24 protein-coding genes are annotated in these 25219 nt (G+C 74.2%); 12 read left to right on the plus strand and 12 right to left on the minus strand.

Annotated elements, in window-relative coordinates; translation table 11 throughout:
- The first annotated feature begins 114 nt into the window (after nucleotides 1-114).
- Nucleotides 115-666 (plus strand): M15 family metallopeptidase, encoded by a 552-nt coding sequence (locus OMK64_RS15895; RefSeq protein ID WP_272729335.1) that lies wholly within the window; start codon nucleotides 115-117, stop codon nucleotides 664-666.
- A gap of 37 nt (nucleotides 667-703) precedes the next feature.
- Here OMK64_RS15895 and OMK64_RS15900 read toward each other — a convergent pair whose 3' ends face one another.
- Nucleotides 704-2245, minus strand: a complete 1542-nt coding sequence (locus OMK64_RS15900) for a threonine/serine exporter family protein (RefSeq protein WP_272729336.1) — start codon at nucleotides 2243-2245, stop codon at nucleotides 704-706.
- 81 nt (nucleotides 2246-2326) lie between these two features.
- Nucleotides 2327-2740: a nitroreductase family deazaflavin-dependent oxidoreductase gene (locus OMK64_RS15905; RefSeq protein WP_272729337.1), complete on the minus strand. Its 414-nt coding sequence runs from the start codon at nucleotides 2738-2740 to the stop codon at nucleotides 2327-2329.
- Nucleotides 2741-3080: 340 nt separating this feature from the next.
- Between OMK64_RS15905 and OMK64_RS15910 the strand changes: the two genes are divergently transcribed.
- Nucleotides 3081-3356 (plus strand): iron-sulfur cluster assembly accessory protein, encoded by a 276-nt coding sequence (locus tag OMK64_RS15910; protein ID WP_272729338.1) that lies wholly within the window; start codon nucleotides 3081-3083, stop codon nucleotides 3354-3356.
- Nucleotides 3357-3482: 126 nt separating this feature from the next.
- Here the strand turns inward: OMK64_RS15910 and OMK64_RS15915 are convergent, their stop codons facing one another.
- On the minus strand, nucleotides 3483-4058 hold the full coding sequence (locus OMK64_RS15915; RefSeq protein ID WP_272729339.1) for a TetR/AcrR family transcriptional regulator: 576 nt from the start codon (nucleotides 4056-4058) through the stop codon (nucleotides 3483-3485).
- A gap of 75 nt (nucleotides 4059-4133) precedes the next feature.
- Between OMK64_RS15915 and OMK64_RS15920 the strand changes: the two genes are divergently transcribed.
- Complete coding sequence (locus OMK64_RS15920; protein ID WP_272729340.1) at nucleotides 4134-6059, plus strand: ABC transporter ATP-binding protein; 1926 nt, start codon at nucleotides 4134-4136, stop codon at nucleotides 6057-6059.
- A 156-nt stretch (nucleotides 6060-6215) separates the two neighbouring features.
- Here the strand turns inward: OMK64_RS15920 and OMK64_RS15925 are convergent, their stop codons facing one another.
- Nucleotides 6216-6833, minus strand: a complete 618-nt coding sequence (locus OMK64_RS15925) for an FMN reductase (protein WP_272729341.1) — start codon at nucleotides 6831-6833, stop codon at nucleotides 6216-6218.
- 58 nt (nucleotides 6834-6891) lie between these two features.
- Complete coding sequence (locus tag OMK64_RS15930) at nucleotides 6892-8070, minus strand: LLM class flavin-dependent oxidoreductase (protein WP_272729342.1); 1179 nt, start codon at nucleotides 8068-8070, stop codon at nucleotides 6892-6894.
- Nucleotides 8071-8312: 242 nt separating this feature from the next.
- Between OMK64_RS15930 and OMK64_RS15935 the strand changes: the two genes are divergently transcribed.
- From OMK64_RS15935 to OMK64_RS15960, 6 genes are all read left to right on the plus strand, one after another.
- Nucleotides 8313-9401, plus strand: coding sequence for a response regulator (locus tag OMK64_RS15935; RefSeq protein ID WP_272729343.1), 1089 nt, complete (start codon nucleotides 8313-8315; stop codon nucleotides 9399-9401).
- Entirely contained in the window at nucleotides 9401-10423 is a 1023-nt protein-coding gene (locus tag OMK64_RS15940) for an ATP-grasp domain-containing protein (protein ID WP_272729344.1), read from the plus strand. Before OMK64_RS15935 ends, OMK64_RS15940 begins: the two co-directional genes overlap by 1 nt.
- The gene (locus OMK64_RS15945; protein WP_272729345.1) at nucleotides 10420-11154 is read left to right on the plus strand and encodes a PHP domain-containing protein; all 735 of its coding nucleotides are present in this window, start codon (nucleotides 10420-10422) and stop codon (nucleotides 11152-11154) included. Before OMK64_RS15940 ends, OMK64_RS15945 begins: the two co-directional genes overlap by 4 nt.
- 79 nt (nucleotides 11155-11233) lie before the next feature.
- Complete coding sequence (locus OMK64_RS15950) at nucleotides 11234-11629, plus strand: response regulator (protein WP_272729346.1); 396 nt, start codon at nucleotides 11234-11236, stop codon at nucleotides 11627-11629.
- Nucleotides 11626-13404 (plus strand): sensor histidine kinase, encoded by a 1779-nt coding sequence (locus OMK64_RS15955; RefSeq protein WP_272729347.1) that lies wholly within the window; start codon nucleotides 11626-11628, stop codon nucleotides 13402-13404. The genes OMK64_RS15950 and OMK64_RS15955 overlap by 4 nt, the downstream gene beginning before the upstream one ends.
- A gap of 140 nt (nucleotides 13405-13544) precedes the next feature.
- A complete protein-coding gene (locus tag OMK64_RS15960; RefSeq protein WP_272729348.1) occupies nucleotides 13545-14945 on the plus strand; it encodes an FAD-binding oxidoreductase in 1401 nt (466 codons plus the stop codon).
- Here the strand turns inward: OMK64_RS15960 and OMK64_RS15965 are convergent, their stop codons facing one another.
- The 4 genes from OMK64_RS15965 to OMK64_RS15980 all read right to left on the minus strand — a co-directional run bounded on the left by OMK64_RS15965 (nucleotide 14946) and on the right by OMK64_RS15980 (nucleotide 18959).
- On the minus strand, nucleotides 14946-15392 hold the full coding sequence (locus OMK64_RS15965) for a hypothetical protein (RefSeq protein WP_272729349.1): 447 nt from the start codon (nucleotides 15390-15392) through the stop codon (nucleotides 14946-14948).
- Nucleotides 15373-16059, minus strand: coding sequence for a signal peptidase I (locus OMK64_RS15970; protein WP_374694107.1), 687 nt, complete (start codon nucleotides 16057-16059; stop codon nucleotides 15373-15375). The genes OMK64_RS15965 and OMK64_RS15970 overlap by 20 nt, the downstream gene beginning before the upstream one ends.
- Nucleotides 16060-16118: 59 nt before the next feature.
- The gene (locus tag OMK64_RS15975) at nucleotides 16119-16820 is read right to left on the minus strand and encodes a TasA family protein (protein ID WP_272729351.1); all 702 of its coding nucleotides are present in this window, start codon (nucleotides 16818-16820) and stop codon (nucleotides 16119-16121) included.
- A 96-nt stretch (nucleotides 16821-16916) separates the two neighbouring features.
- Nucleotides 16917-18959, minus strand: coding sequence for a putative bifunctional diguanylate cyclase/phosphodiesterase (locus OMK64_RS15980; protein WP_272729352.1), 2043 nt, complete (start codon nucleotides 18957-18959; stop codon nucleotides 16917-16919).
- Between the two features lie 289 nt (nucleotides 18960-19248).
- On the opposite strand from OMK64_RS15980, the gene msrB reads away from it, so the two are divergent.
- The 3 genes from msrB to OMK64_RS15995 all read left to right on the plus strand — a co-directional run bounded on the left by msrB (nucleotide 19249) and on the right by OMK64_RS15995 (nucleotide 21103).
- Nucleotides 19249-19650 (plus strand): peptide-methionine (R)-S-oxide reductase MsrB, encoded by a 402-nt coding sequence (gene msrB, locus OMK64_RS15985; RefSeq protein ID WP_272729353.1) that lies wholly within the window; start codon nucleotides 19249-19251, stop codon nucleotides 19648-19650.
- 111 nt (nucleotides 19651-19761) lie between these two features.
- On the plus strand, nucleotides 19762-20556 hold the full coding sequence (locus tag OMK64_RS15990; protein WP_272729354.1) for an NERD domain-containing protein: 795 nt from the start codon (nucleotides 19762-19764) through the stop codon (nucleotides 20554-20556).
- A gap of 97 nt (nucleotides 20557-20653) precedes the next feature.
- Nucleotides 20654-21103, plus strand: a complete 450-nt coding sequence (locus OMK64_RS15995; protein WP_272729355.1) for a MarR family winged helix-turn-helix transcriptional regulator — start codon at nucleotides 20654-20656, stop codon at nucleotides 21101-21103.
- Nucleotides 21104-21174: 71 nt separating this feature from the next.
- On the opposite strand, the gene OMK64_RS16000 is transcribed toward OMK64_RS15995, so the two are convergent.
- The 3 genes from OMK64_RS16000 to OMK64_RS16010 all read right to left on the minus strand — a co-directional run bounded on the left by OMK64_RS16000 (nucleotide 21175) and on the right by OMK64_RS16010 (nucleotide 25101).
- Nucleotides 21175-22731 carry an MFS transporter gene (locus OMK64_RS16000; protein ID WP_272729362.1) on the minus strand — a complete coding sequence of 519 codons (1557 nt, stop codon included), beginning with the start codon at nucleotides 22729-22731 and terminating at the stop codon, nucleotides 21175-21177.
- 250 nt (nucleotides 22732-22981) lie between these two features.
- On the minus strand, nucleotides 22982-23470 hold the full coding sequence (locus tag OMK64_RS16005) for a MarR family winged helix-turn-helix transcriptional regulator (RefSeq protein WP_272729356.1): 489 nt from the start codon (nucleotides 23468-23470) through the stop codon (nucleotides 22982-22984).
- A gap of 143 nt (nucleotides 23471-23613) precedes the next feature.
- Complete coding sequence (locus OMK64_RS16010) at nucleotides 23614-25101, minus strand: sugar porter family MFS transporter (RefSeq protein ID WP_276596139.1); 1488 nt, start codon at nucleotides 25099-25101, stop codon at nucleotides 23614-23616.
- Between the last annotated feature and the right edge of the window lie 118 nt (nucleotides 25102-25219).

Below are 25219 nucleotides of genomic sequence, written 5' to 3' on the forward strand. Positions count from 1 at the left end.
TGGACGGCGCGGAAGTCGGCCACGAGCCGCGTCGACCGGAGCGGGTAGCCCGCGTCGAACAGCGCCCGGAACACCTCGACGATCCGGTCGGCGCCGTCCGCGTACGTCGGCACGGTGAGCGCGCTGACCCCCGAGGTCGTCGCGCGGATGTCCGCGTCGTGGCGGCCCGGGTGCCCGGTGCCGCTCGAGGACCTGCGGTACGTCACGGTGACGCACCACGGGTTCGACGGGGAGGTGCTGCAGGGCGAGCTGGTCGTGCACGCGGACGTCGCCGACGGGATCGTCGAGGTGTTCCGGGCGCTGTTCGACGCGGGCTACCCGATCCGGTCGATGCGGCTCGTGGACGACTTCGGCGCCGACGACGACGCGTCGATGGCGGCCGACAACACGTCGGCCTTCAACTGCCGCGCGATCACGGGCGGCACCGCGTGGTCGGAGCACGCCTACGGCAAGGCGATCGACGTCAACCCCGTCGAGAACCCCTACGTGGTCGGCCGGCACGTCGCGCCGCCCGCCGGCCGTGCGTTCGCGTCCCGCACGCCGGCGCCGGGCGTGATCGTGGCCGACGACGCCGTCGTCCGGGCCTTCGCCGCGGCGGGCTGGCAGTGGGGCGGCTACTGGGACTCGCCGGTCGACTACCAGCACTTCTCCGTCTCGGGCCGCTGATCCCGCCGTCGCCCGACCGTGGGCGGACGCCGCGCGTTCAGCGGTCACGGTGCACCACGGGGGCGACGGCCTCGACCACCGTGCGGGTCACGCGCCGGGCGTCGCGCGTGGCGGCGGTCCCGACGAGCACCCCGAGCGCGATCGAGAACAGGGCGAGGACCGTGTCGACCAGGTCGGAGATGCCGAACGAGTAGCCGGTCGCCAGCTCGGAGACGCCCCGGAACCCGAGCGCGCCGGGGACCAGCAGCCAGAAGGCCGGGAGCATCGTGACGACGGCGGGCGGGCCGCTGCGGGCGCGCTGGATCGCCTGCGAGACCGGGACGACGACGAGCCCGCCGACGAAGCCCGACAGCTGCGCGTCCAGCACGAGCCCGCCGACGGCCTGCGCGGTGTACGCGGCGTAGAGCGCGAGCAGCAGCCACCAGAACGTGCCGCGCGGTGGCGACGAGAAGAACCGGTGCCCGACCGCGACGCACAGCACCCCGAGCCACGGTGTCCACGCGCCGAGCAGCTCGAGCCGGGTCTCGGTCGCGAACGGGCCGGCGACGCTCACGGCGGCGACCACACCGAACGCGAGCAGGAGCAGCTGCGCGCCGCCGAACACGAAGCGGCTCGCGCCCGCCACGACCTGGTTCGACGTCAGCTCGATCGCCGCGACGGTGAGGACGGCGCCGGGCAGGAAGCTCACGAGCGGCGGCGCGAGGATCCGGACCGGGTCGCCGCCGAGCGCGGGCGAGACGAGCGTGATCGTGACGACGGTGACGAGGAACGACGCGGCGACCGGCAGCGCCGCGCCCAGCGTGGGCCAGCGCCCGCCGAGCAGCCGGAGGACGCCGACGACCGCCCCGAGCACGAAGAACACCGGGAGCGTCGCGGCGCTCGGGTAGAGGATCAGACCGAAGCCGACGGTGAGCAGCGCGTGGCCGAGCACCACGAGCAGCGGGCCGAACCGGGCCGGCGTGGCGAGCACCTCGCGCAGCCGCACGCGCGCCGCGGCGAGGTCGGCGTCGCCGCGCACGAGGTCGCGCACGAGCCGGTCGACGCCGCCGATCTGGTGCAGCGGCAACGTGCCGCTCGCGCCCGGGCCGGTGAAGTCGCTCAGCGTGCCGCGAGCCGTCTCGACCTGCACGAACACGCCCGTCGGCAGGACGATCGTGCGCACGTGGTCGGCGCCGTACGCGGCCGCGACCTCCCCGATCTGGCGTTCGGTGTCGACGACCGACTGGCCCGACGACAGCAGCGCGGCACCGAGCTCGCGCAGCAGGGGGACGAGGTCGGGCGGAACCTCGGGCGGCTCGACGGGCTCGGGCGGTGCCGATGGAGCGACGGGCTCGGTGAGCGCGTGCGCCGCGCGTCGGAGTCGTGCCGCGAGCGTGCGCCGGTGCGCGACGGCTGCCGGTGCGCGCACGACGGGCGTGCCGGTCGACGACGTGGTGGGTGCGCCGACGACGGGCGTGCCGACGGGGGAGGTCGCCGGTCCGCGGACCGCGGGCGTCCCGGCGGCGGAGGTCGGCGGAGGGGAGACGGCTGGTGTGCCTGTCGGGGACGTCGCGGGCCGGCCCGCCGCCTCGTCGCGCATGCCGCCTCCCGCGTGCGCCCGGCCTGTCCCGCCGGGCCGGTCCCGTCGTGCCGGTCTCCTCGGATCGTACGGACGGGCCGGTCACGCGTCCCGGTGGGCGGTCCCGCTCGCGCTCCCGACGACGGCGAGCTCGACGAACTCGTCGACGTGCAGCACGCGCAGCGCCGCGCGGACGGGCGCGGGCACCAGGCGCGTCCCGGCGTCGCCGCGGAGGCGGACAGGGTCGTCGAGGACCAGCACCTGCCCCGCGCGGACGAGCCGTGCACCGCCGGTGGCGTCGATGTTGTGCAGCCACTGCACGTCGGGGCCGTAGGTGAGCGCGATGACGACGCCGCGCGGGGTCCGGAACGCCATGACGGGCGTCCGGTACCGGCGGCCGGACGTCCGTCCGACGTGGTGCAGCGTCGCGAGCGGCGGGACGCGGTCGGAGAAGAGCCCCATCACCGGGTTGGTGACGGACCGGTTCACGCGCGTGATCCAGTGCGGGATGGGCATGGGGTGGACCGTACCGAGGCTCCGGCGGCGGGGCACGCGGGGTCGGCGTGATGCGACCCGCGACCCGCCCCGGGCCGTCGGACGCGCCTGCGGACACGTCGGGCGACGACGGCAGCGGGCCGCGTCCGAGGCGGCCGGATGCGGACCGTAGGGTCCGGCGCGCGTCGTCGCGACCGGGGCGCCCGGCGTGTCGCGATCGGTCTCGCTGGGCGGGACCCGACTTGCCTCCCGCTGCCGGTCCCGCCCACGGTGGAGAGGTCCGCAAGCGCTGCCCCGGCGTCGCGCGGCCCTCGGGTCGACGGTGACGGGGTGGTGTTCCCCGGCACGAGAGGAGCCACCTGTGCTCACCCTGACCGAGAACGCCTGCACCGCCGTCCGGACGCTCACCGAGCGGGCCGGCCTGCCCGACGAGACGGGCGGGCTGCGCATCGCCGAGCAGGACGCGGGAGGTTTCGAGCTCGCGCTCGTGGCCGCCCCCGTCCCCGGTGACGACGTGGTGTCCGACGCGGGTGCCCGCGTCTACGTGGACCAGCGCGCGGCGACCACGCTGTCCGGCCAGCGGCTGGACGTGGAGCCGACGGCGAGCGGCTCGAGCTTCACGCTCTCGCCGCAGTGACCCCGGGTGCCGCGGTGAGTCCGCGGCCCTGGCCCGTCCCCGCTCGCTGAGCGGGACGGCGTCCCCGACGGCGGGGCGGGAGGCGTCACTCCCGCCCCGCCGTTCGCGCGTCCGGGTTGGCGACGGTCAGCGCGCCGGTGGGTCGGGTGCCGCGAGGCCCTTGCCGACCGTGAGCAGCAGCTGCGTCACGACGTCGTGCGGGCCGCTCGTGCCCTGGGCGAGCTCGCTCCACGCCGCGTAGAGCGACGCCCACACGGTGGTCTGCACCCACGCGGCGCTCAGCCGGGTGTCGAGCGACCCGTCGGCGAGCCCGCGCGTGCACGCGGCGTCGAGCGCGTGCGTGAAGCCGTCGGCGGGGTCGCACTCCTCGAGCGGCACGAGGCCCGTGAACACGAGCGTCAGCAGGTCGCCGAGCCGCAGGCACTCCTGGCACGCCCGCAGGATCGCGTCGAGCCCCGGTCCGTCGTCGAGCCGTGCGCGGTCGGCGACGGCGGCCAGTCGGGTGCCGGCCTCCTCGGCGACGGCCGCGAGCAGGTCGCCGCGCTCGGGGAAGTAGCGGTGGAGGGTCGTGCGGCCGACGTCGGCGGCGTCGGCGATCTGGCCGAGGCTGGCGCCGGCGTCCTGCGCGAGGGTGCGGATCGCCGCGTCGACGATCGCGCGTCGGGTGCGTGCGCGTGCCCCGCTCGCGATGTCCGTGCTCACGCTGGGACAGTAGCACCGTGTTCCACAGTGGAATCGCTGTTGACCGGGATGGAACACCAGTGTTCCACTGGGCGCATGCCGACGACGCCTTCGCCCCTCGCCGAGACCCCCGACACCGCCGACCCGCCCGCCGACGCCACGGCCCCACCCGCCGAGCCGGACCTGCCTCGTGGCGAGCGGCTGCGGATCCTCGTCTCGTTCGCCCGCCCGCACGCGCGCTCGCTGTCCCTCGGGCTGGTCCTCGGGCTTGCCGCGACCGCGATGGGCCTGGCCACACCGATGGTCACGAAGTGGGTCCTCGACTCGCTCACCGCGTCGGGGGACCTGGCGGCCCCGGTCGGCGTCCTGCTCGCGCTGCTCGTGGTCGGCTCCGCGGTCGGTCTCGCGCAGTGGATCCTCATGGGGACCGTCGCCGAGCGCATCGTCTACGACGCCCGGCGCTCGCTCGTCGACCACTTCCTGCGCGCGACCGTCCCGGCGATCACCCGCCGGCCCGTCGGCGAGCTCGTCACGCGGACCACGTCCGACACCGTGCTGCTGCGCGAGGCCGCGTCGTCGAGCCTCGTCAGCCTGGTCAACGGCACGGTCTCGCTCGTCGGGACGCTGGTCCTCATGGCCGTGCTCGACCTCGTGCTGCTCGGCACGACCATCGCGGCGATCGTGGTCGTGGGCGCCGTCATGGCCGTGCTGCTGCCGGGCATCGGCACCGCGCAGCAGGCGTCCCAGGAGTCGATGGGCCGCCTCGGCGGGACGCTCGAGGGCACGCTGCGCGCGGTCCGCACCGTGAAGTCGAGCCGGGCCGAGCGGCGCCAGGGCGACAAGATCCTCGTCGACGCGCAGGGGGCGCGCGACCACGCGATCCGCGCCGTGCGGACGACCGCCGTCGCCTGGACGGTGTCGTGGGGCGGCATCCAGCTCGCGATCGTCGTCATCCTCGGCCTCGGCGCGTGGCGCGTGTCCGAGGGGCTGCTCGCGGTGTCGAGCCTCGTCGCGTTCCTGCTGTACGCGTTCAACATCGTCGGCCCCATCACCGAGCTCACGCAGAGCTTCACGCAGCTCCAGTCGGGTATCGCCGCCGCGGCGCGCATCCGCGAGGTCACCGCGATGGAGACGGAGGAGGCACCGGCCGCCGGCACCGATCGCGCCACGTCGTCGACCGCCGACCCCAGCGACGGGCCGACGACCCCGGACGGACACCGTGCGCGCGACGGCCGCCCGGCCCGGACGCCGGTGGGACCCGACGGCGCCGTCCCCGTCGTCGAGCTGCGCGGCGTGACCGCCGCGTACGGCCCCGACGCGCCGCCTGCGGTCCGCGACGTGTCGTTCACGATCCCGCGACGCGGCCACACCGCGCTCGTGGGCCCGTCGGGCGCGGGCAAGACGACGATCTTCTCGCTGCTGCTGCGGTTCCTCGAGCCGCAGGACGGGACGCTGCTGCTCGACGGCGTCCCGTTCGCGGAGGTCGGCCACGACGCGTTGCGCGCGCGGTTCGCGTACGTCGAGCAGGAGACCCCGATCGTGCCCGGCACGATCCGCGACAACCTGCTGTTCAGCGCCCCCGACGCGACGCAGGAGGAGGTCGACCGCGTGCTGCGGGCGGTCCGGCTCGACGGCGCGTTCGACGGCCTGCCCGAGGGGCTCGACACGTCGTTGTCGTCGACGTCGGTCTCGGGCGGGCAGCGGCAGCGGATCGCGCTGGCCCGCGCGCTGCTGCGGTCGCCCGACGTGCTGCTGCTCGACGAGGCGACGGCGCAGGTCGACGGTCTGACGGAGGCCGCGGTGCACGACTGCATCCGCACGGCGGCGGAGACGGGCGCGGTCGTGACGGTGGCCCATCGGCTGTCGACCGTCGTCGACGCGGACACGATCCTCGTCATGGAGGACGGCCGGGTCCGCGCACGGGGCACGCACACCGACCTGCTCGCGACCGACGACCTCTACCGCGACCTGGTCGAGGCCCTGCGCATCGGCGTCGAGCTCCCGGCCCGCACGTCCGTCTGACCCGCCCGCACGCCCGGCCCCTTGCCCGGACGCGACGAGACCGCGGCTTCCGCTCCAGAAGGCGACATGGATGTCGCCTTCTCCGCGCGAAGCCGCGGTCTCGGTGGCGGCCGCCCGCCGGGGTACGTCGGGCGGCCGCAGGGGAGAGGGCGGGCGTCAGCCGCCCAGGAGGTCCTCGAAGGACGGGACCGCGTCGTACAGGCCCGCGGGCGCCGACGGCTCGCGGTCCGCGACCTCCTCGGCCAGCTGGCGGCCGGCGCGGCGGATGCGGTCGGGCAGCGGGTTGACCCGGTCGCTGCCCGCGTCGGCCCAGTCGTCCGTCGCGGCGAACACGCCGGTCGGCACGACGTCGGCCCGGAGGTAGGCGAACAGCGGCCGCAGCGCGTACTCGAGCGCGAGCGAGTGCCGCGCGGTGCCGCCGGTCGCGCCGAGCAGCACGGGCCGCCCGACGAGCGCGTCCTTGTCGAGCACGTCGACGAAGGACTTGAACAGGCCCGAGTACGACGCGGAGAAGACGGGCGACACGGCGATGACGCCGTCGGCCCGGTCGACCTTGTCGAGCGCCTCGCGCAGCGGCCCGGACGCGAACCCGGTGAGGGTCATGTTGACGATCTCGTGGGCGAGGTCCCGGAGCTCCACGGTCTCGACCTTCGCGGTGATGCCGCGCTGGGCGAGCTCGGCCACGGTCGCGTCGGCCAGCCGGTCGGCCAGCAGCCGCGTCGAGGAGGGCTGGGAGAGCCCGGCCGAGACGACGACGATCGAGCGGTCGCTCATCGTGTCCTTCTTCCTGTACGTCTGTGAGGGGTCTGCGTCTGTCGGAGGTTCCGACTGCTCAACGCGCGACGGCGTCCGCTGCTTCCACGTCGTCCTCCGCGGTCCGGCCGGTCCAGCGGTCGGCGGCCGCGCCCGTGTGCGCGGCGGGCAGCGTGCCGGCGGCGCGCGCGGCGGCGACGCGCTCGGCGTGCGACGGCGGGTTCGACGGCACGTGCGCGGGGCGGACGGCCTCGGCCTCGCGGCGCAGCACGGGCACGATCTCCTCGGCGAGGAGGTCGATCTGCTCGAGGACGGTCTTGAGCGGCAGGCCGGCGTGGTCGACGAGGAACATCTGCCGCTGGTAGTGGCCGACCTGCTCGAAGAACTTGCCGTACCGGTCGATGACCTGCTGCGGCGAGCCGACGGTCAGCGGGGTGTCGCGCGTGAACTCCTCCATCGACGGGCCGTGGCCGTAGACGGGGGCGACGTCGAAGTAGGGGCGGAACTCGTCCCACGCCTTCTGCGAGTCCTTGCGGACGAAGACCTGCCCGCCGAGCCCGACGATCGCCTGGTCGGCCTGGCCGTGCCCGTAGTGCTCGAAGCGCTGGCGGTAGAAGTTCACCATCTGCGCGGTGTGCTCCATGGGCCAGAAGATCGCGTTGTGCAGGAAGCCGTCGCCGTAGTACGCGGCCTGCTCGGCGATCTCGGGGGAGCGGATCGACGCGTGCCACACGAACGGCGCGACGCCGTCGAGCGGGCGCGGGGTCGAGGTGAAGCCCTGCAGCGGGGTGCGGAACTTGCCGGACCAGTCGACGACGTCCTCGGTCCACAGCTTGCGCAGCAGCGCGTAGTTCTCGATGGCGAGCGGGATGCCCTGACGGATGTCCTGGCCGAACCACGGGTAGACGGGGCCGGTGTTGCCGCGGCCGAGCATGAGGTCCATGCGGCCGTCGGAGATGACCTGGAGCATCGCGTACTCCTCGGCCAGCCGGACGGGGTCGTTGGTCGTGATGAGCGTGGTCGCGGTCGACAGGACGATGTTCTTGGTGCGGCCCGCGAGGTAGCCGAGCATCGTCGTGGGCGACGACGGGACGAACGGCGGGTTGTGGTGCTCGCCCGTCGCGAAGACGTCGAGGCCGGCCTGATCCGCGTGCTCCGCGATCGTGAGCATGTTCCGCACGCGCTCGGTGTCGTCCGGCGTGTGCCCGGTGGTCGGGTCGGTGGTGACGTCGCCGACGCTGAAGATCCCGAACTGCATGGTGCGCCTCGTTCCTGCTGCCTCGATCCGGGGGACGCGCCCTCCGGAGGTTCATGCGTTTGCATGTATCGACCCGCTCAACCGAGGGGCTCCCCGACCTATTCCCAGGGTGCCGTGCGGCCCGTCCCGGCGACAGCCGAGCCGGCGCGGCGCGCCGACGAGACCGCTCGGAAGGCTTGTGCGGTTGCCCGCGGTTACGGTGTGAACGGAAGACAGTCGGGGGTGGGGGAGGGCCGGCGAGCGTGGCCGACGACCAGGTGAAGGTGCTCGTCGTCGAGGACGACGTCGACACCGCCCAATTCGTCCGGACCGTCCTGGAACGTCGCGGTGGCATGGCGGCCACCGTGGTGCACGACCCGATGTCGGCCCTGGCCGAGGTCGCTCAGCAGACGTTCGACGTGGTCCTCACGGACATCCAGATGCCCGGCATGAGCGGGCTCGAGCTGCTGGGCGAGCTGCGCTCACGTGCCCCCGGCGTGCCGGTCGCCGTCATGACCGCGTTCGCGAGCGTCGACTACGCGGTCGAGGCGCTGCGCCGCGACGCCGACGAGTTCCTCGTCAAGCCCGTCGGCGCCGCGATCCTCGTGGAGAAGGTCCGCGCACTCGCCGCCGAGGGCCGCAGCCGCCGCGACGCCGCCGGACCGACCGAGACCGTGCTGGCCGTCGGCGCGCACCCCGACGACGTCGAGATCGGCGTGGGCGCGACGCTCGCGTCGCACCGGGCCGCGGGTGACACCGTCGTCGTCCTCACGCTGTCGAGCGGCGCGATCGGCGGCGAGGTCAACGCGCGCCGGCACGAGGCGCTCGCGGCGGCCGCCGTCATCGGCGCACGGCTGTACCTGCACGACTTCGAGGACACGCGGCTCGACCCCGCGGGCGGCCTCATCACCACGATCGAGGAGACGATCCGCGAGGTCGGCCCCTCGATCGTCTACACGCACTCCGTGCACGACCGGCACCAGGACCACCGCGCGGTCCACCAGGCCGTGCAGGTCGCCGCGCGCCGGGTGCCGTCGCTCGCGTGCTTCCAGAGCCCCTCGTCGACGGTCGACTTCCAGCCCGACACGTTCGTGCCGGTGGACGGCTTCGTCGAGACGAAGCTGCAGATGCTCGCGGCGTTCGAGTCGCAGGCGCACCGCGACTACATGGAGCCCGAGCTGGTGCGCGCGACCGCGCGGTACTGGTCGCGGTTCGGCACGGGCCGGTACGCCGAGCCCCTCGAGACCGTCCGGGTCGCCGCGATGATCTCCGGGGCCGGGCGCGGGGGCGGCATCGCGTCCGCGGCGCACGAGCCCGCGCCGCTCACGCACGACGACACGGGAGGCACGTGATGACCAGGGTCCTCGTCACCGGGGCGGGCGGGCCCGCGGGCGTCGCGGTCATCCGCTCGCTGCAGCGCCGGGGCGATGTCGAGGTGTACGCCGCCGACATGGACCGGTGGGCCAGCGCGATCTACCTCGTCCCGCCCGAGCGCCGCCGGCTGGTCCCCGCGGGCCGCGCCCCCGAGTTCGTCGACGTCGTGCGCGCGCTGTGCCGCGACGACGGGATCGACGTGCTCTACCCGACGGTCGACGTCGAGCTGCCGCGGCTGGCCGCCGCACGCGACGACCTCGCCGCCGACGGGACGCTGCTCGCGTCGCCCACGCTGGGCACGATCGAGACGTGCCTCGACAAGCTCGCGCTCGCCCGCGCCTGCGCGCGCACCGTCCGCGTCCCGCGCACCGAGCTCGTCGGGACGCCCGAGGCCATCTCGGGCTGGGACTTCCCGGTCATCGTCAAGCCGCGCCGTGGCGCCGGGTCGCGCGGGGTCCGGACGGTGTTCACCGCCGCCGAGCTCGACGCCGTGCACGCCGAGGAGGACCTGCTGGTCCAGGAGATGCTGCCCGGCGACGAGTACTCGGTCGACGTGCTCGCCGGGCCCGACGGGCAGGTCATCGCCGCGGTGCCCCGCGCGCGTCTGCGCGTGGACTCGGGCGTCGCCGTCGCGGGCGTGACCGTGCGGGACGACGAGCTCGTCGCCACCGCGTCGGCCGTCGCCCGCGCGGTCGGGCTCACGAGCGTCGCCAACGTCCAGCTCAAGCGCGACGCCGACGGCACGCCCGCGCTGCTCGAGGTCAACCCGCGGTTCCCCGGTGCCATGCCGCTCACGATCGCCGCGGGCGTCGACATGCCGTCGCTCACGCTCGACGCGGTGCTCGGGCGGCCCGTGCCCGAGCGCGTCGACTTCGCCGAGATCGCGAACGTCCGGTACCTCGAGGACGTGTTCCTGCCCGTCGACGAGGTGCTGCCCGCGCCCGACGGCACGCACGTCCCCGGCGGCGCCCACGCGGGCGCGGACGCGGGCGGCGCGTGACCGCCGGACCGTCGCTGCACGGCGACCACCACGTGCACTCCGCGTTCTCCGACGACGCGGTGAGCACGCCCGCGGAGAACCTCGCCGCCGCGCGCGCCGCGGGGCTCGACACGATCCGCATGGTCGACCACGTCCGCGAGTCGACCACCTACGTGCCCGACTTCCTCGCGGTCGTGCGCGGACTGCCGCAGGTCGAGGGGCTGCGCGTCCTGACGGGCGTCGAGGCCAAGATCCTCGACGCCGACGGCACGATCGACGCGCCGCCCGAGGTGCTGGCCGCGCTCGGCCGTCCCGACGGAGCGGACCGCGTCCTGCTGGCCGACCACCAGTTCCCCGGACCCGACGGGCCGTGGAGCCCGCGCGTCGTCGTCGAGCACCTCGCGACGGGTGCCCTGACGCGCGAGGGCGCGGTCGAGACCCTCGTGAGCGCCACGGTCCGGGCCGTGCGCCGTGCCGGGCGCGCGCAGCTCGCGCACCCGCTGTCGCTCCTGCCCAAGATCGGGCTCACCGAGGACGACGTCCCGGACGACCTGCTCGACGAGCTCGCCGCCGTCGCGGTCGCGACCGGCACGCCTGTCGAGGTGAACGAGAAGTGGCGTTGCCCGGGACCGCGCGTGCGGGCGCGGTGGGCGGCCGCGGGCGTCGCGCTCGTCGCGTCGACCGACGCGCACGTCGCGGACGACGTCGGCCGGTACGCGTGGCTGCGCGAGGCCGTCCGGGAGGACGCGTGACCACCGGACGCGCGACGTGCCGGGCCACGACGCGCCCGATGTGCTGCGGCGCGACGCCGAGGACGGGCAGGCTGGACGCATGACCGACGACGACACGACCGTGCGCACCACCGAGGCGGTCGCGAGCGCCCGCGTGCTGGTCGTCGACGACGAGCCCGACGAGCGCGCGCTGCTCGCGACCCACCTGCGCCGCTCGGGCTGCGAGGTGCTCGAGGCGCCGTCGGCGGAGGCCGCGCTCGCTGACGAGTCGCAGCTCGACGTCGACGTCGCGTTCGTCGACCTGCGGCTGCCCGGCATGGGCGGCTGGGAGCTCGTCGAGGAGCTGCGCCGGCTGCGACCCGGGCTGCCGGTCGTCGTCACCTCGGTGCTCGACGCGCACGACTACCCGGACGTCGAGGCGACCCTGCCGAAGCCGTTCGTCGGCGAGAACGTGCGTGCCGCGCTCGACCAGGCGCTCAGGCACGGGGAGCCATGACGTCCTCCTTCCGCACGCGTGTCCCGGCGGTCCCCGCCGGTGGCGGGTCGCGGCTGCTCACGAAGATCGCGTCGCGACTCGGCGACGACGCGAACGTCGTCGAGCGTCAGCTCCCGTTCCTCGGCGTGTACCTCGTCGCGGTCCTCACGCTGTGGATCCCCACCATCCCCGTGACGGCCCCGTGGGCGGTGTGGGTGTCGGCCGGGATCGCGGTCCTGCTGGCCGTCGTCGCGCGCCTCGTGCACTGGCGGGACGAGCCCGAGTGGACGCAGGACCTCCTGCCGATCCTGCAGATCGTCTGCGTCGGCTTCCTGCGGTTCGGCACGGGCGGCATCGGCTCGATGTTCACCGTGATGATCTTCCTGCCCGTCCTCGCGCTCGCCGCGCAGCGCGGGTGGCGCGGACCGATCATCTCCGTGATCGGCGTCAACCTGGTCATCCTCCTGCCCGCGGCGCTCGACCCCGACATGCCGCTCGACACGCTCGTGCTCGCCCGCGGGCTCTTCGTGTCACTCGTCGCCCTGGTGGTCGCGGTCACCGCGCACGAGGTCACCGAGCGGCTGCGCGCACGCACCGAGGCGGTCGCGGTCATGCGCGACCGCGAGCAGGAGATGGTCGAGCGGATGCGCGCCGACGCGTTCGAGCTGGCCCGCGTCGCCGACGCGCGCCGCGCCGCGCGCGACGAGCTCGTCTCGATCATCGACTCGGCCACCGAGCAGGCGATCATCGCGACCGACGCCGCGGGCACCATCCGGGTCTTCAACGCCGGCGCCGAGCGGCTGCTCGGGTACGGCCAGGGCGAGGTGGTCGGCAAGAAGCGCATCACCGACCTGTACGCCGAGATGGTCGAGATGCCGGCGTCCCCACCGCGCGCGCCGGGCTCGGTCGCGGCACGCCTGCTCGAGTCGATCGTCACGCCGGAGGGTGGCAGCGGTGCGCGCGACGCGAGCTACCGCCGGCGCGACGGCACGGAGGTCACGGTCCGCCTCGCGGTCACGCGGCGCCTCGACGTGGACGGCAGCGTCGCCGGGTACGTCGTCGTCGCGACGGACGTGACGGCCGAGCGGGAGGCGTCGCGCCTCAAGGACGAGTTCGTCAGCCTCGTCAGCCACGAGCTCCGGACGCCGCTGACGTCGGTGCTCGGCTACCTCGAGCTGCTGCTCGACGGCACCGACGAGCTCACCGAGGAGCAGCGCAGCTACCTCACCGTCATCGAGCGCAACGCCCGCCGCCAGCTGCGCCTGGTCGGCGACCTCCTGCTGACCGCGCAGGTCGACGCGGGGACCTTCGCGATCTCGCCGCGCGGCATCGACCTCGCGGACGTCGTCACGGGGTCCGTCGCGTCGCTCGGACCCGTCGCCGAGCAGGCGGGCATCCGGCTGACGACGTCGATCGAGCCCGCCCCCGTGACCGCGGACCCCGGGCGGCTCTCGCAGGTCGTCGACAACCTCGTCTCCAACGCCGTGAAGTTCACGCCCGCCGGTGGCGAGGTGCACCTGTCGGTCGGCCCGACGCCCGACGGTGGCGCTGCCCTGTCGGTGCGCGACACGGGCATCGGCATCGCGCCCGACGAGCTGAGCCGACTCACGACCCGGTTCTTCCGCGCGACGTCCGCGACGCGGCGCGCGATCCCCGGCGTCGGCCTGGGCCTCGCGATCGCGCGCGCCGTCGTCGACGCGCACGGCGGCCTGCTCGACATCGAGAGCACGCTCGGCGAGGGCACGACGTTCGTCGTCACGCTGCCCGCCGCACCCCCGCCGGACGCGCGCGCCTGACGCCGTCACCGCGCCCGCGCCGGCGCGGGCGAACCGGGTGTATCTGGACACCCGCCCGGGATTCCTTCTGCCCGTGCGCCGGCCGCGGCGCCTCCCGTGACAGCGCACGGAACCCCGTGCAGGACCCCGAAGGATCTCCCATGTCGTTCGTCAGCCCCGCCCTCGGACAGGACACCCGCCCGACCGGCGCCGCCGCCGTCCGCGCCCTGCGCGACGTCGTCGCCACCGTGCACCTGCCCGGCACCGACGACTACGCGCGCCTCACCGCCACCTCGAACCTGACGCGCCGGCTGAGCCCGCTCGCGGTCGTGGCGGCCACCGGCCCGGCCGACGTGAGCGCGACGCTGAGGATCGCGGCCGCGTTCGGCGTGCAGGTCGCGGTCCAGGGCACCGGTCACGGCGCGACGGAGGAGATGCGCGACGCGATCCTCGTGCACACGGGCGCGCTCGACGAGCTCACGGTGCACGCCGACGAGCGGTGGGCGCGGATCGGCGCGGGCGTGCGGTGGGAGCGGGTGCTCGAGGCGACCGCGCCGCACGGTCTGGCCGCGCTGTGCGGGTCGTCGCCCGACGTCGGCGTCGTCGGGCTGCTCACGGGCGGCGGTCTCGGACCCGTCGCCCGGTCGCACGGGCTGTCCTCCGACACCGTCCGCGCGTTCGACGTCGTCACCGGCGACGGCGTGCTGCGCCGCGCGACGCGCGACGAGAACCCCGACCTGTTCTGGGGCCTGCGCGGCGGCAAGGGCACCCTGGGCATCGTCACCGCGGTCGAGATCGACCTCCTCGAGCTGCCCGAGCTGTACGCGGGCGGTCTGTGGTTCGCCGAGCCCGACGTCCCCGGCGTGCTGCGCACGTGGGCGCAGTGGTGCGAGCTGCTGCCCGAGGAGGGCACGACGTCCGTCGCGGTCATGCGCCTGCCCGACATGGACCCGTTCCCCGCGCCGCTGCGTGGTCAGGTGACGCTGCACGTGCGCTTCGCGTGGACCGGCGACCCCGCGGTCGGCGAGGAGATGATCCGCGCGATCCGCGCCGTGGCCGCGCCCGTCCTCGACACGGTCGGCGTCATGCCGTACTCCGCGCTCGGCGCGGTCCACGCCGACCCGGTCGACCCGATGCCGCTGCACGAGACGCACCACCTGCTGCACGGGTTCGGCGTCGCCGGTGCCGACCGCCTGCTGGAGCTCGTCGGGCCCGGGGTCGACTCCGCGCTCGCCGCCGTCGAGATCCGCCAGCTCGGCGGGCGCGTCCGCGTCGGCGACCCGTGCGCGTACGCGCACCGCGACGCCGCCTACAGCGTGTTCGCGGTCGGCCTGATGATCCCCGAGGTCGCGCAGGTCGTGACGCGGGACGCCGCACGCGTCGCACAGGGGCTCGAGCCGTGGGCGACGGACGGCGGCCTGCCCAACTTCACGGACGCGGCCGGGACGGCGTGGGCGGACCGGGTGTTCACCCCGCTCGTCGCGCGTCGGCTGCGCACGCTCGCGCGCACCTACGACCCGGCGGGCGTGCTGCTCGCGGCCCGCGGGGTGCGCGCCGCCTGATCAGTCGGGTGCGTCGCCGCGCGTCGGCCGCTGCCCGCCGGGCGGCCGGGGCGCGGCGGGGCCGTTCGCCGGCGCGTCCGCCCGGTCGGCCTCGGGCGCGAGCCGCGGCGTGCGGCCCTGGACGGTGCGCGACACCGGGGCCGGGGCGTCCACGCCCGACGCCGCGGGCGGGGTCGGTGCGGTGCCCGCGCCCGCCGCCGGGTCGGTCGCCGGATCGGTCGTGGGGTCGGCGGACGGGGTCGGCGTCGTGGTCGGACCCACCTGGTAGCGGATCTCGACGGTCGCGTGGTCGGTGAACTGCGCCTGCGTCGACCCGACGAAGGGGGCGACGAGCGCGGCGGCGGCGAACGCGAGCACGACGCCCAGCCGCACCCACGACCCGCGGTCCGCCTCGAGGAACGGGTGGCGGCGGGCCGTGGTGGCCGTGTCAGTCGAGGAGGAGGTCATCGAACCTCCTCGCGTCGGCCTGGGCGCTCGCGGCGGCGGCGCGGCGCTCACGGCGCCCGTCGGCGACGGCCAGGAGCTCGAGCGTCGCGAGCGCGAGCAGCGGCGGCACGAGCATCACGGCCCGGCCCGACGGGGACGTCGACCACTGCAGCACCCAGCCCCACCCGCGGTGCACGTCGAGCACGACGCCGCGCACGCGCGTGATGGGGATCGCGTTCGGATCCGCCTCCGCGTTGGCGTCGCCCTTGGTGAACACGTACGGCTTGGTGACGGGCGCGCCGTCCGCGCCGATCTTCGGGACCCGCTCCCCGGTCTCGGGGTCGTCGACGAGCTCGGGGAGGTGGCGCAGGGCGACGATCCGGTGCGTCACGAGCTGCTGCGAGCCGACGGGCCAGAAGGACACGACCTGCCCGACCTTGAGGTCGGACTCGCGCGTGATCGCCTGCAGCACCACGGCGTCGCCGGCCTCGAACTTGGGCGCCATCGACCCGGACGTGACGATGAGCAGCCGCTCGTCGTTGACCTGGTACCAGAGCGGGACCAGGAGCGACGCGGCGTAGGCGGCCCCGCACACCGCGACGACGGTCCACAGCGCGGCGGACAGCACGCGGCGCCAGGTCGGACGCGGGGCGCGCGCCGTCCTGGTGCGTGCGGGCACGCTCGGCATCCGTCGGTCGACGGCGGGCGCACCGGGGGTGCGCCTGCGGAACCTCATCGCACGGGACCTCAGGAGGCCGGCGTGCCGTCGTTGTTCGCGACCTGCTCCGCCTGCATGCGCAGCGAGAGCGCGAGCGCCGTGTCCTGGTAGCTGTTGTCGGCACCGATCGGCAGGTGCACGCGCACGCACAGGGTCTCGTCCGTGCCCGCGCCGAGGTCGCGGTCGTCGGTGTCGGGGCCCGTCGCGGCGCTGCCGACGATCGCGGTGAAGTCCGTCGCGAGCGGGGTCGTCGCGCCGTCCACGGCGCCGAGCTGCCGGGCGCCTGCCACGCCGCCCGCGTCGCACTGACCGGTCTCGAAGATCGCGAGCTGCACGACGTTCCCGAGGGACTGCGGCGTCGCCCCGTCGGCCAGCGTGGGCGCGGGGGCGGGGCCGGTCGCGAGGGTCTCGGCGCGGTACTCGATCGCGTAGCGCAGCTCCAGCGAGCCGTCGTTGCTCACGGTGACCGGCGTGTAGACGGTGTCGCCCGGCGCCATGCCGCCCGGGGGGAGCGGGAACGAGGTCGCGCCGACCGCGAGGTCGACGGTGCCCGTCGAGATCTCGGCGCTCGTCGAGTCGGTGTCGCTGAACAGGGCCGACGTCGTGAGCGAGGTCGCGCCGACGACCGCGAGCCCGACGATGCCGACCGTGGTCCACATGCGGCGACGTCGCGGCCGGTCCCGCTGCGGCGGGGCGGGGTCGATCATCTCCTGGAGCAGGTCGTCCATCATCGGGGGCACTCCTCGGGCATCGTGCGCAGGCAGGTACGGGCCGGACGAATCACCATCGGCAAACGGGTGGCGCGGGTTGAGGCATCCGGGTGAGATTCACTCGTTCGAGTGATGAGAGGTGTGCGCCGTCCGGGGGCGGCGACGCCCGCCCGGCCGCGAACCCGCAGGTCGCGTGGACTCGTCGGCCCCCCGGCGGGGTGTCGGGACCAGGGTGCCGAACGTGAGGTCCGCGGGAGGGACCGCGCGCGAGTAGAGGAAGCCCTGCGCCTGGTCGACGCCGAGCCTGGCGAGGATCTCGGCGGTGTGCTCGTCCTCCACGCCCTCCGCGACGACGCGCAGACCGAACGAGTGCGCGAGGTCCACCATCGCGCGGACGACGACCTCGGACCCCTCGCGCCCCCCGGCCTGCAGGTCCGCCACGAACAGGCGGTCGATCTTCAGCTCGTCGACGGGCAGGTCGCGCAGCTGGGAGATGGACGTGTTGCCGATGCCGAAGTCGTCGATCGCGACGCGCACGCCGAGCTCGCCGAGCCGCTCGAGCACCGGCACGACGCGCGACCGGTCGGCCACGAGCGCGGTCTCCGTGATCTCGACCTCGAGGAGCTCCGCCGACACCTCGTGCTCCGCCAGCAGCCGCTCGATGAGGTCGACCACGTCCGTCGTGGCGACGTCGTGCGCCGAGAGGTTCACCGCGACCGGCGTCGTCCGGCCGTCCTGCGACCACTGCGCGAGCTGGCGCACGCACGCCGTCAGGGCGTACCGCGTGACGTCGTGGATGAGCCCGGACTGCTCGGCGAGCGGGATGAACGCGGCGGGTGCGAGCAGCCCGCGCGTCTCGTGCCGCCAGCGCATGAGCGCCTCGAGCCCCACCGTCCGGCCCGTCGTGAGATCGACCTTGGGCTGGTAGTGCATCTCCAGCTCGTGCGAGTCGGGGCTCGCGGCGTCGAGCGCGCGGTGCAGGTCGCCCAGCAGCACCAGGCGCGCGGGGGAGGAGTCGTCCTCGTCGAGCGAGTAGACGGCGACGCCCGTGCGGCGGTGCTTCGCGGCGTACATCGCGACGTCCGCGGTGCGCATGAGGGACGACGCGTCGTTCGCGTGGTCCGGCAGGCACGCCACGCCGACCGACGTCTCGACGTGCAGCGCCAGGTCGCCGAGCGGGAACGGCGTCGCGAACAGCCCGCGCACGCGCCGCGCCAGCCGCTCGGCGTTCTCGACCGAGCGCACGTCGGGCAGCAGGACCGCGAACTCGTCGCCGCCGAGCCGCGCGACGACGTCGTTCTCGCGCAGCGCGCCGCGCAGCCGTTCCGCGACCTGCTCGAGCAGCTCGTCGCCGCGGTCGTGGCCGAGCGAGTCGTTGATGTCCTTGAAGTGGTCGATGTCCAGCATCATCAGCCCGACGCGCGTCCCGTCCTGCTGGGCCTCGGCGATCGTGCGGCGCATGCGGTCCGCGAGCATGCGCCGGTTCGGCAGGCCCGTGAGCGAGTCGAGCAGCGCGAGCCGCGCGTTCTCCAGCGCGGTGGCCTGCAGCCGGCGCGACGTCGTGAGCACCGTCCGGAACAGGAGCACCCACAGCAGCACGAGCCCGACGCCCACGACGATGCCGACCGTGCGGACCGCGTCGCCGACCGCGGCGGCCGAGCCGGTGTGGTCGAGCATGACCTCGGCCGCACCGACGACCTCGTCGGCGTCCGCCGCCTGCGGGTCGGCGGTCAGCGTGTCGCCCGCCGTGACCGGCACGTACACGTCGAGGACGTCGGTCTGCGTGCCGCTCGCCTCGCCCTCGTCGCCGCGCACGTCGGTGACGACCTTCGCGTCCGGCTCGCCCGTGCTCATCGCCGCGTCGAGCCGGTCGCCGTCGGGGAACCCGCTCGTCGTGCGGTCCGCGGTCGAGAAGATGAGGGTCCCGTCCTGCGCCCACAGCCGGACCTCGACCACGCTGTCCGCGAACCCGGCGACGGCCGCGCGCACCGCGGCGTCCTGCTCGGGGGTCAGCGCGGTGGCCAGCACGAACGAGTCCGTCGGCACCTGGCCGGTCGCGTACGACTGCACCGACTCCGCCGACGCCATCCCGTCGCGCGTGGACTGGCGCTCCATGACGTTCGCGGAGACGACGACGAGCGCGAGTCCGAGGACCGTCATGGCGACGACGCTCACGACCGCGAAGTAGCGCGTCAACGACCACGGTCGACGGGTACGGGGCACGCGGACCTCACGGGCGGGAAGGACGACCGGGGGCGAGTCGGTCGGGTTCGGCGGCTTTCGGTCAGCGCGGGAGGAGCGTGCGCTACGGGGCACGGTAGACCGAAGTGCCGAGGAACTGCGAGACGCGCTGGTCAGGGACCTGTCCGGCGCGTCGGGAACCGCCGCGGCCCGCGGCGTGTTGCACCCGTCGGGCGCCGCACCGCGCGGTTCCCACGAGGAGGACGAGATGGGCTACGAGGTCGAGAAGACCGACGAGCAGTGGGCCGCCGAGCTCGCGCCGCAGGAGTTCGCGGTGCTGCGCCGGGCGGGCACCGAGCGCGCCTGGACGGGCGAGCTGCTCGACGAGAAGCGGGTCGGCGTGTACCGCTGTCGCGCGTGCGGCAACGAGCTGTTCCGGTCCGAGACGAAGTTCGACTCGCACTGCGGGTGGCCGAGCTTCTTCTCGCCGCTCGCCGAGGACCGCGTCGAGCTGCTCGTCGACCGCAGCCTCGGCATGGTGCGGACCGAGGTCCGCTGCGCGCGCTGCGGGTCGCACCTGGGGCACGTCTTCGACGACGCGCCGCAGACCCCCACGGGTGACCGCTACTGCATGAACTCGGTGAGCCTGACGTTCGAGCAGACGGCCTGACCAGACCGCACGAAGCCCCCGTCGCGGGACGATCGGGGATCACCCCGACGGGGGCCGTCCGGATGGTCGACACGCCTGAAGTCGAGGGCCGTTCCTGCCGATAATGCTGACGTGGACGAGCTGCTGACGGTGAGACGGTGGCGCCGTTACGGCGCCGACCGTCTTTTCGTCACGCAGGAGACCGGCGCACCGGTCGGTTCCGTCGACCTCCAGTCGGGCGAGGTCGTGGTCGAGCACCCCGCGCTCGAGGACGGCGTCCGCAAGGCCGCCCAGGCGTGGCTGCGCGCCGACCTGCGCACCGACACGGGCGCGCTCGTGCTGCCGGTGCCGGCCAGCGCGACCGACGCGCTCGACGCGCTCGACCAGGCCGCGCTCGAGGCGTGGCTCGGCACCGTCTCCGCCGACGCCCCGTCGCTGCCCGCCTACCGCGGCGAGCGCGGCAGCTCGGTGCGCACGCGCCTGTCCCGCCTGGTCGACGAGGGCTGGCAGGTGCTGCACGACGTGCCGGTCGGCCGCCAGGGATCGGTGCTGCAGAACCTGCTGGTCGGACCGGGCGGCATCCTCACGGTCTCCGAGCGCGACCTCTCCGGCTCCGAGGTCGTCGTCGAGGGTCGTTTCATGACGGTCGACGGCGAGCCCGTCCCGTACCTGCGCGACGCCCGGCTCGAGGCGTCGCGCGTGCAGAGCGCGCTGCTCGCGGCCGCGTGCGCGGGCGTCGTGGTGCGCGCGGTCCTGGTCGTCCAGGGCCGTGTCGAGGTCCGGTCGCCGGGCGGCGCCGACGACGTGCTCGTCGTCCCGCGGACCGAGGTGCCCGGCATCTTCCGCCGCATGGCACCCCGGCTCGGCGCCGACCGCGCCGCCGCGATCGCGACCATCGCGGGACGACGGACGACCTGGTCCCGCTGACCCGCCTAGGTGCCAGCACCTAGTCCGTCCGGCGTGTCGGGCAGCTGTCCAACGATTTCGCCCGCCCGGGTACCCCCGGTGGGGCGAGGATGGGTTCGTGGTCGAGGAGAACTTCGCGAGGCTCGAGCGAGAGCTCGGTCTGCTGCTGCGCCGCGCGCACGCGTCGTCCGCGGCGCTCGCACGCGACGTGCACCCCGACCTGGAGCCGTCGGCGTACGTGCTGCTCAGCCACATCGAGTCGACGCCCGGCGTGCGGGCCAGCGACCTGGCGACCTACATCGGCGTCGGACGCGGCACGATCTCGCGTCAGCTCGCCCGGCTGGGCGCGATCGGCCTGATCTCGCGGCGCCCCGACCCCGACGACTTCCGCGGTCAGCTGCTCGACCTGACCGACGAGGGCCTGCGCCGCCTCTCCGCCGCCCGCGCGGCCCGGCGCGAGTTCCTGCTGCGCGCGCTCGACGGCTGGAGCGCGGGGGAGGTCGACGCGCTCGCCGAGCAGCTCGACCGCCTCAACTCGGCGCTCGCGGCGATCCGCCAGCACGACTGACCCCGCGCACGCACGGACGCGCCGCCCCCCGGTGTCCCGGGAGGCGGCGCGTCCGTCTGGGTGCGGTGAGGTCAGGCGACCGCGGCGGGCGTCTTCTCCTCGACGTCGGCCTCCTGCTCGAGCCGCTGCTCGATGCCGGACTTGCGGCCGAGCGGCACCTCCTTGAGGAACAGCACGGCGACGAGCGAGACGAGCGCGACGGGCGCGGCGACGAGGAACAGGTCCGCGATCGCGTCGCCGAACGCCCGCTCGACGACGACCCGCACGGGCTCGGGCAGCGTGGCCAGGTTCGGCAGCGTGCTGGTGCCGCCGGCGCCGAGCGCGCTCGCGTCGATGCCGATGCCCTTCAGGCCGGAGACGATGAGGTCACCCACCCGGTTGGCCAGGACGGCGCCGAGCGCAGAGACGCCGATCGCGCCGCCGAGCGTCCGGAAGAACGCGACCGTCGAGGTGCCGGAGCCGACCTCGCGCACGTCGAGCGTGTTCTGCACGGCGAGGACGAGGTTCTGCATGAGCATGCCCACGCCCGTGCCGAGGATGACCATGTAGAGCGCGACGAGCGCGAAGCTCGTGTCGTAGTGGATCGTCCCCATGAGCACGAGGCCCGCGGTGAGGACGGTCGCGCCGGCGACCATGAAGCCCTTGTAGCGCCCGGTGCGGCTGATGATCTGGCCGGACAGCGTCGACGCGACGAACACGCCGACGACCATGGGGATCGTGAGCAGGCCCGACTCGGTCGGCGTCTTGCCGCGCGCGAGCTGCATGTACTGGCTGAGGAACACCGAGGTGCCGAACAGCGCGATGCCGACCGCGACGGACGCGATCACCGACAGGACGAGCGTGCGGTTCCTGAACAGGTGCAGCGGGATGATCGGCTCGGCGGCGCGGGACTCGGCCCACACGGCGAGCGCGAGCAGCGCGATCGAGCCGCCGACCATCGTGGCGGTCTGCCACGACGCCCACGCGAACGAGTCGCCCGCGAAGGTCACCCACAGGAGCAGCAGGGCGATGCCCGCGGAGATCAGCAGCGCGCCGAGGTAGTCGATCTTCACCTGACGGCGCGTGAGCGGGGGGAGGTGCAGCGTGCGCTGGAGCACGATGATCGCCGCGACCGCGAAGGGCAGGCCGACGAAGAAGTTCCAGCGCCAGCCCGGGCCGTCGGTGATGAGGCCGCCGAGCAGCGGGCCGCCGACCATGCCGATGCCCATGACGCCGCCCATGAGCCCCATGTACCGGCCGCGCTCGCGCGGGCTGATGATGTCGGCGATGAGGACCGTGCCGAGCGCGGTCAGGCCGCCGGCGCCGATGCCCTGCAGCGCGCGCATGCCGATGAGCATGCCGGTGCTGTGCGAGAGGCCCGCGAGCGCGGACGACACGACGGAGATGACGAGCGCGAGCTGGATGAGCAGCTTGCGGTCGACGAGGTCGGCCAGCTTGCCCCAGATCGGGGTCGTGATCGTCGTGGTGAGCAGAGTCGCGGTGACGACCCAGGTGAACGCGGACTGCTCGCCCTTGAGGTCGGAGATGATCCGCGGCAGCGAGGAGGACACGACGCTCGTCGCGAGGATCGAGACGAACATGCCGAGGAGGATCCCGGACAGCGACTCGAGCACCTCGCGGTGCGTCATGCGAGGGGCCTCGGCGGAGTCGGGCGCGGCGGTGGGGTCGAGGGGCAGGCCCGCGGCGTCGGCCGAGGTCTCGACGAGGCGCGTGGCCTCGTCCTCGGCGGGCGCCACGGGCGCGGGCGGTGCGGTGCGGTCGGTCATGGTCTCGCTCTCGTCGATCTCGGGTCGTGCGGTGGTGGACCCGACGTCGTGGGCAGGTCGGTGGGTGGTGCGGGTCGGGGCAGGTCCGCGACGCGGGGGTCGCGGCGCCCCGTCACCCGGTCACGGCGAGCGCGGGCGCCTGCTCGCGCAGGCGGGCGGCGTCGATCGTGGCGGCGATGCGGTGCAGGACCGCGGCTGCGTCGTCGATGTCGTCGGGCGCCCAGTCGCCGAAGACGGCCTGCATGGCGCCGTCGCGGACGTCGAGCATGCGGGCGGCGAGGGCCTCGCCGTCGGCGGTGAGGCGCAGCGTGCGGGCGCGGCGGTCGTCAGGGTCGACGGTGCGCTCGACCCAGCCCTCGTCGACGAGGTGGCTCACCTGGCGGCTGGCGACCGAGACGTCGACGCGCATGACGTGCGCGATCTCACCCACACCGAGCGCACCGCGGCGGGCGAGCAGGCGGATGAGCGGGACCTCGCCGCGCGAGCAGGGGAACTGCTTCGACATGACGTGGGACGCCTCGCGCAGCGACCGGGTGAGCTCCTCCATGGCGCGCAGCAGGAGGCGGGTGGGCGTCTCGGGTGCGTCGGCGGTGCCGGTCATGGGGTGCTCCTTGCTTGCGTGACGCAATAACTGTAAGACACAGCATTTGCGCGAGGCAACTTATTCCCCGCTGCTCGCACCCGGGGACGACGAAGGCCCCCGGCGCGCGCTGCGCCAGGGGCCTCCGGGACGTGCGGGCCGTGTCAGCGGGTCGTGCTCGCCGTCCCGCGCGTGCGCCGCTCGACCTTGACCGACTCCATGTCCTCGAGCTGCACGCCCTTCGTCTCCGGCACCTTGAACAGCGTGAAGAAGAAGGACAGCGTCGCGAAGATCGCGTACATCAGGTAGGGGATGGACGCGCCGAACCGGTCGAGCATCGGCGGGAACGAGATCGTGATGAGGAAGTTCGCGATCCACTGCGCCATCGCGGCCACCCCGAGCGCGGCGGCACGGATGCGGTTCGGGAACATCTCGCCGAGGAGCACCCAGACCAGCGGGCCCCAGGTCGCGCCGAAGAACACGACGAACGCGTTCGCCGCGACCAGCGCGATCGTGCCCCACGAGCCCGTCAGCGTGAGGTCGTCGCCCGTCCCGGTCGACTGCGTGAACGCGATCGCCATGATCGCGAGCGACACCGCCATGCCGGCCGAGCCGATGAGGAGCAGCGGGCGCCGGCCGATCTTGTCGATGAGCGCGATCGCGATGAAGGTCACCGCGACGTTCGTCACCGACGTGATCGTCGAGACCATGAACGCGTCGGACTCGTCGAACCCGACGGCCTGCCACAGCGTCGTCGAGTAGTAGAAGATCACGTTGATCCCGACGAACTGCTGGAACACCGACAGCAGGATGCCGACCCAGACGACGGGCAGGAGCCCGAACCGCGGCCCGCGCAGCGTCGCCTGCTCCTCGAGCTTCTTGTCCGACTCGATCGTGCGCTCGATCTCGCGCACGCGGGCTGCGGCGTCCTCGTCGGGACCCAGCACGTCGGACAGGATCTTCTGCGCCTCGTCGCGTCGGCCGCGCGCCACCAGGTAGCGCGGAGACTCGGGGATCCTCAGCGCGAGGATCCCGTAGACCGTCGCGGGGACCACGGCGACGAGGAACATCCACCGCCACGCCTCGAGCCCGAACCACAGCTCCTCCGACGCGCCGCCCGCGGACGTCGCGAGCAGCTGGTCGGACAGGAGCGCGGCGAAGATGCCGAGCGTGATCGCGAGCTGCTGGAGCGAGCCCAGCCGGCCGCGCATCGCCGCGGGCGCGATCTCCGCGATGTACGCGGGGGCGATGACGGACGCGATGCCGATGCCGACACCCGCCATGAAGCGCCAGAGGATCAGGTCCCAGACGCCGAACGCGATCGCCGACAGGATCGACGACACGAAGAACAGGACCGCGCCGAAGAACATGACCTTCGTGCGGCCCCAGTGGTCGGCGAGCTTGCCGCCGGACCAGGCGCCGAGCGCGCAGCCGAGCAGCGCGACGGCGACGGCGAACCCTTGCAGGGCGGACCCGAGGTCGAACTGCTCCCCGATCGCGTCGACCGCGCCGTTGATGACGGAGCTGTCGAACCCGAAGAGGAACCCACCGACCGCCGCCGCGACGGCGAGCGCGATGGCCTTGTTGTGGTGCGGGTGGCGCACCTCGGATCCTCCCGCCGCCCCCTGCGGCGGCCGTGTCGCGTCGGACATCGTGTGGCACCTCCGTCACCCTCGGGGCCGTCCCGGGGAGTGAGAACCACTGTGACCCCACCTGCACGGACACGCATGTCGAGCCCGGACGGCCGACCCGGACGGGCGACGGGCGGCG

This window comes from Cellulomonas fimi (assembly GCF_028527925.1).
Lineage (GTDB): Bacteria > Actinomycetota > Actinomycetes > Actinomycetales > Cellulomonadaceae > Cellulomonas > Cellulomonas fimi_C.

Coding starts and splice junctions, on each gene's coding strand:
- OMK64_RS15900 (WP_272729336.1), bottom strand. CDS start 2,245: ATGCGCGACGAGGCGGCGGGCCGGCCCGCGACGTCCCCGACAGGCACA.
- OMK64_RS15905 (WP_272729337.1), bottom strand. CDS start 2,740: ATGCCCATCCCGCACTGGATCACGCGCGTGAACCGGTCCGTCACCAAC.
- OMK64_RS15920 (WP_272729340.1), top strand. CDS start 4,134: ATGCCGACGACGCCTTCGCCCCTCGCCGAGACCCCCGACACCGCCGAC.
- OMK64_RS15925 (WP_272729341.1), bottom strand. CDS start 6,833: ATGAGCGACCGCTCGATCGTCGTCGTCTCGGCCGGGCTCTCCCAGCCC.
- OMK64_RS15930 (WP_272729342.1), bottom strand. CDS start 8,070: ATGCAGTTCGGGATCTTCAGCGTCGGCGACGTCACCACCGACCCGACC.
- OMK64_RS15940 (WP_272729344.1), top strand. CDS start 9,401: ATGACCAGGGTCCTCGTCACCGGGGCGGGCGGGCCCGCGGGCGTCGCG.
- OMK64_RS15950 (WP_272729346.1), top strand. CDS start 11,234: ATGACCGACGACGACACGACCGTGCGCACCACCGAGGCGGTCGCGAGC.
- OMK64_RS15955 (WP_272729347.1), top strand. CDS start 11,626: ATGACGTCCTCCTTCCGCACGCGTGTCCCGGCGGTCCCCGCCGGTGGC.
- OMK64_RS15960 (WP_272729348.1), top strand. CDS start 13,545: ATGTCGTTCGTCAGCCCCGCCCTCGGACAGGACACCCGCCCGACCGGC.
- OMK64_RS15965 (WP_272729349.1), bottom strand. CDS start 15,392: ATGACCTCCTCCTCGACTGACACGGCCACCACGGCCCGCCGCCACCCG.
- OMK64_RS15970 (WP_374694107.1), bottom strand. CDS start 16,059: ATGCCGAGCGTGCCCGCACGCACCAGGACGGCGCGCGCCCCGCGTCCG.
- OMK64_RS15975 (WP_272729351.1), bottom strand. CDS start 16,820: ATGATGGACGACCTGCTCCAGGAGATGATCGACCCCGCCCCGCCGCAG.
- OMK64_RS15980 (WP_272729352.1), bottom strand. CDS start 18,959: ATGACGGTCCTCGGACTCGCGCTCGTCGTCGTCTCCGCGAACGTCATG.
- msrB (WP_272729353.1), top strand. CDS start 19,249: ATGGGCTACGAGGTCGAGAAGACCGACGAGCAGTGGGCCGCCGAGCTC.
- OMK64_RS16000 (WP_272729362.1), bottom strand. CDS start 22,731: ATGACGCACCGCGAGGTGCTCGAGTCGCTGTCCGGGATCCTCCTCGGC.
- OMK64_RS16005 (WP_272729356.1), bottom strand. CDS start 23,470: ATGACCGGCACCGCCGACGCACCCGAGACGCCCACCCGCCTCCTGCTG.
- OMK64_RS16010 (WP_276596139.1), bottom strand. CDS start 25,101: ATGTCCGACGCGACACGGCCGCCGCAGGGGGCGGCGGGAGGATCCGAG.